This window comes from Psychrobacter sp., from assembly GCF_035469765.1.
In the GTDB taxonomy this organism is placed as follows: domain Bacteria; phylum Pseudomonadota; class Gammaproteobacteria; order Pseudomonadales; family Moraxellaceae; genus Psychrobacter.
In genome coordinates this window covers 1-4,266 of sequence record NZ_DATIRM010000357.1, presented here as the reverse complement: position 1 = coordinate 4,266, position 4,266 = coordinate 1, and the positions used below count along the sequence as shown (strand labels likewise).

At 43.0% G+C, this 4,266-nt stretch carries 5 protein-coding genes; 3 read left to right on the top strand and 2 right to left on the bottom strand.

Translation table 11 applies throughout. From position 1 onward, the window contains the following. The 3 genes from rph to VLN09_RS09820 all read left to right on the top strand — a co-directional run. Positions 1–591: ribonuclease PH (gene rph / locus VLN09_RS09830; RefSeq protein ID WP_325246057.1), on the top strand; the 591-nt coding region annotated here is incomplete at its 5' end. A gap of 74 nt (positions 592–665) precedes the next feature. Then, positions 666–1,157 carry a hypothetical protein gene (locus VLN09_RS09825; protein ID WP_325246055.1) on the top strand — a complete coding sequence of 164 codons (492 nt, stop codon included), beginning with the start codon at positions 666–668 and terminating at the stop codon, positions 1,155–1,157. A gap of 233 nt (positions 1,158–1,390) precedes the next feature. Next, positions 1,391–2,215 (top strand): hypothetical protein, encoded by an 825-nt coding sequence (locus VLN09_RS09820; protein ID WP_325246053.1) that lies wholly within the window; start codon positions 1,391–1,393, stop codon positions 2,213–2,215. Positions 2,216–2,465: 250 nt separating this feature from the next. On the opposite strand, the gene hemJ is transcribed toward VLN09_RS09820, so the two are convergent. Both hemJ and bioB read right to left on the bottom strand, forming a co-directional pair. Beyond that, positions 2,466–2,900, bottom strand: a complete 435-nt coding sequence (hemJ, locus tag VLN09_RS09815) for a protoporphyrinogen oxidase HemJ (protein WP_325246051.1) — start codon at positions 2,898–2,900, stop codon at positions 2,466–2,468. An 87-nt stretch (positions 2,901–2,987) separates the two neighbouring features. Further along, the gene (gene bioB, locus VLN09_RS09810; RefSeq protein ID WP_325246049.1) at positions 2,988–4,103 is read right to left on the bottom strand and encodes a biotin synthase BioB; all 1,116 of its coding nucleotides are present in this window, start codon (positions 4,101–4,103) and stop codon (positions 2,988–2,990) included. Positions 4,104–4,266: the final 163 nt, after the last annotated feature.

Sequence of the window (4,266 nt, the reverse complement as noted above, 5' to 3'; positions counted from 1 at the left end):
GTAGAGTCTGGGGTACCACGTTGGCTCAAGGGTAAAGGCAAAGGCTGGATCACGGCTGAATACGGTATGCTACCACGCGCGACTAATACTCGTAACCAGCGCGAAGCGGCACGCGGTAAGCAATCAGGTCGTACCCAAGAGATTCAGCGTTTGATTGGTCGTAGTCTACGTGCCATGATTGATTTGAGTAAGCTTGGTGAAAATACCATTTATCTTGATTGTGATGTATTGCAAGCTGACGGCGGTACTCGTACCGCGAGTGTGACGGGTGCAGCGGTTGCGCTTATTGATGCGCTAGAAAGCCTACAAAAAACCAAAAAGCTTAAAGCTGATCCTCTGATTGGTTTGGTGGCAGCAGTTTCTGTCGGTATGAAAGATGGCGAAGCTTATCTGGATTTAAATTACGAAGAAGATGTCAGCTGTGATACAGATTTGAACGTGGTGATGACCCAAAAAGGCGAGTTCATTGAGTTACAAGGTACAGCGGAAGAAAAGCCATTCACTCGTGCCCAAGCTGATGATATGCTGATTCTTGCCGAAAAAGGCATCGCTGAGCTTATTGCTATGCAAAAAACTGCTCTAGGCTGGTAGTTATATAAGACCGTATATGGCTTACTACCGGTATTTTCATAATATTTTCACTGCTCTTTCATAGGTAATCGTGCATGCTTAAGCTGACTGATGACGGCGCCAAAATCACTTTGCAAGATCAGCCTAGCACGGCTGACAATGGGTTATTTTGGTTTGGCTTCGCATTACTGATTGGGGCAGTGGCGGTTGCTATGGCAATGAGTGTGCTGCCTGAGCGCTTGGCTATCGGCGCTCTGGCACTACTTATTATTGGTAGTTTCTTTTTTAATCGGCAGCGCCAACAGCATAAAAAAGCGATGGCAGGTAATATTAGTAGTGGCATCTTATGGGTGCGTGCTGGTGAACTGGTACATGAAAATCATGGCAAGCGTGAACATATTCAACTGATAGATAGCGACAAAATCATTTTAACAGGTGAGCAGTTAGCGATTACGGATGCGGATGATAATCGTAAATATCATATTAGTGGCTTTGATAACCTGCAAGAAGCCAAAGCAGCAAAAGCTATTCTACAAGGTCAAGCACTGACCAAACGTCATGCCAATATCAAAATGAGCACTGATTAATGCACTGACATAAAACTTTTCAAACCTCAAAGCCTATTTTAATATGGTATTTTTCCCTTCTATTTACCGCTTATCCCTATATGAATACTTTTTATCGCCTTTTTCAAAGTAATAAGGCTTGCAGCTTCCTGCCCAAATAGTTTATAAGTAAGATTGAAAAATCTCATCATACTAATAATTGATACGGTTATCGCTACTACGGTTATTGATACTATATTGACAAGGAGCTAATCATGTCGCGTTTGCCCATTTGGTCAATCACAACGTCGTGCAGTGCATTATTACTTACTCTGGGGGCAGTCGGTCAAGTTCACGCCGATAGTATGAGCAGCTTAATTGCTCAAAAGTATTCTCAACCAGATTATAGCGCCCGCTATACACCATCTTACGCCGCTGTTCCTGCTGCTAAAATCAGTACGCGATCTACTATCCAACGTGCTGATAACTCTGCTAGCTATCGCTCAAATACAAGCTATACGCAACCAAGTTATTCTAATAGCCGCTACTCTAATAAAAGTTACTCTAACCAAAATGCTTATGTCGGTAACACCCAAACTAATTATCGTTATCCTGAAGTGCGACGCCAAGCATCACCAGTTTTGCCCGCATTTTTATCAGGCAATTATGATAATGTCGATAGCGAGCATTTGCCGCTATTAAGTAGTGCTGAGATGCAGAGCAGTATCGCTGCCCGTGAGGTAATTAGCACTGCCCGTAAAATGGCGTTAAATGAGCGCACCATTATTCAAGGCGGCTGCTGGGACTATCTAAATGCTGTGTTTAAGCGCGCAGGTGTCACACGCGATACCATACATAAAGGCACCTATGGTCAAGGTCCATATGCCAATAGTGGTGAGATAGAAGCCGGTGATTGGCTCTACTATATTAACCATGGCTATAATGGCATTGAGCACAGTGGTTTGTTTGTCGGCTGGGTTGATGAGCAAGCAAAGCAAGCGCTGATACTCAGCTATGCTGGCGAGAGCCGCCGTGAGCCAGCACGCTATCGTGTCTATGATTTGAGCAATGTTTATCAAATCATGCGCCCAAGCGTGTAAAAATGATTTTACTAAGTCATAGCACTTAGTGATGGTGTTTTTAAGCAAAAAAAAGCGTCCGTAAATTTAATTTGCGGACGCTTTTTTAATTATATAGTTAAAATACCTTAGAAACGCTACAGTACTGCTGGTATAAATTTTTGCAGCCTCTGTCTGCGTAGGCACAGCAAGCAAGAAAAATTGATATCAGCAGTACGTTATGTATCGATATTGCTTTTCCCTGACTATAGTGGCACTGCTTTATATCAGGTTAAAAAGGTTTTACCACTACTAAAATAACAATAGTCACCAAAGCAAAGACAGGTATTTCATTAAACCATCGCCAAAAAACATGCGACTTATATTGAGGACTATCAACGAGTTTTTTACGATAAAAACCACAAGCACCATGATAAGCGGACAGTAGAATAACTAAGAAAATCTTTACATGTAGCCAGCCTTGGGTTTTATAAACATCCCAGCCCAAGTACACCATCCACAACCCAAATGTCCACGTTGCTATCATAGACGGCGTCATAATACCACGATATAGCTTGCGCTCCATGATGATAAAACGATCGTGACTGACCTTGTCATCGCTCATCGCATGATAGACAAACAAGCGCGGCAAGTAGAAAATTGCCGCAAACCACGTCACTACCGAAATAATATGCGCCGCTTTAATCCAGTTAAAATAATCTGCCATGCTAGAGTCTCTTTGGTTATTTTTAACAATAATAAATGCGGGCAAGCTTAGCGCAGATGATCCCATAATGGTAGCGTTATGCCAAAACTACTCAGCCAACACCACTTGTGATTGATGACCACTCATGGCGTCCATGACCGGTACTTGCTTTGGTGCACGAGGAGCAGCAAACTGCTTAGTCAAACCAAGCTCACGCATCAATCTATCGTCACCTGATTGACTGGCATTACCAGTTGTAAGCAGTTTGTCACCATAAAAGAACGAATTTGCACCTGCCATAAATGCCAATGCTTGCTCAGAGTCTGACAAGCTTTCGCGTCCAGCAGATAAGCGTACATAGCTACTTGGACAGCAAATACGCGTCACAGCAATAGTGCGAATCCACTCAAGGACTGACAGCTGACCTTCTGCAAGCACTCGATCGCCAATCGGCGTCCCTGCGATAGGAACCAATAAATTAACCGGAATAGATTCTGGTGCTTTGGGCATTTTTAGCAGCTCATGTACCCAATCGATACGGTCATCACGGCTTTCACCCATACCGACAATATTGCCGCTACAGACATTGATACCTGAGTTACGTACGTTTGCAATGGTATCTAGACGCTCATCGTAGCTGCGCGTACTGACTACTTGCTCGTAGTAACTTCTTGAAGTATCTAAATTATGATTGTAGTAATCCAGTCCTGCATCTGCCAACTGCGTCGCTTGCTCCGTATCTAGCATACCCAAAGTCATGCAGGTTTCAAGCCCTAAGGCTTTGACTTCTTTGACCAGCTCGACCACATAAGGCATGTCTTTAGCACTTGGGTGCTTCCATGCCGCGCCCATACAAAAGCGTGACGAGCCAGTGGCTTTAGCACGTTTGGCAGCAGCAATGACCTTATCGACCTCAATACGTTTTTCTGCTTGTAGCTTGGTAGTATCGCGGTGGTGACCGGATTGTGAGCAGTAGCCACAATCTTCAGGGCAGTTACCCGTTTTAATGGATAATAAGGTGCTGATTTGTACTTCATTAGCGTTGAAGTTTTGACGATGTATGGTTTGAGCTTGCAGTAACAAATCCATCAACGGCAAATCGAACAATTGAGCAATCTGCTCACGGCTGTATTTTTTTGTGGCATCAGTCGTTAATGAGGCTAAAAAATCGTTGTCATTGCTAGTGTTGTTATTTGGCTCTGTGATATTAAGCAGTGCTGACATAATATAAATCCTTTTATAATGATATTAGGCATGAACATAGACGGTAAACATCGGATGTCGCTCATCTGTTTTAATTTTTTAGTAGTACTATCTACAATAAAAAAGGTTGCGCTATAGTATAGCGCAACCTTTTTAGAAAATCAGAACCTGATAAATAGCTAAA

Excerpts from the sequence above, each read along its gene's own strand:
- VLN09_RS09825 (WP_325246055.1), top strand. The coding sequence starts at position 666 with ATGCTTAAGCTGACTGATGACGGCGCCAAAATCACTTTGCAAGATCAG.
- VLN09_RS09820 (WP_325246053.1), top strand. The coding sequence starts at position 1,391 with ATGTCGCGTTTGCCCATTTGGTCAATCACAACGTCGTGCAGTGCATTA.
- hemJ (WP_325246051.1), bottom strand. The coding sequence starts at position 2,900 with ATGGCAGATTATTTTAACTGGATTAAAGCGGCGCATATTATTTCGGTA.
- bioB (WP_325246049.1), bottom strand. The coding sequence starts at position 4,103 with ATGTCAGCACTGCTTAATATCACAGAGCCAAATAACAACACTAGCAAT.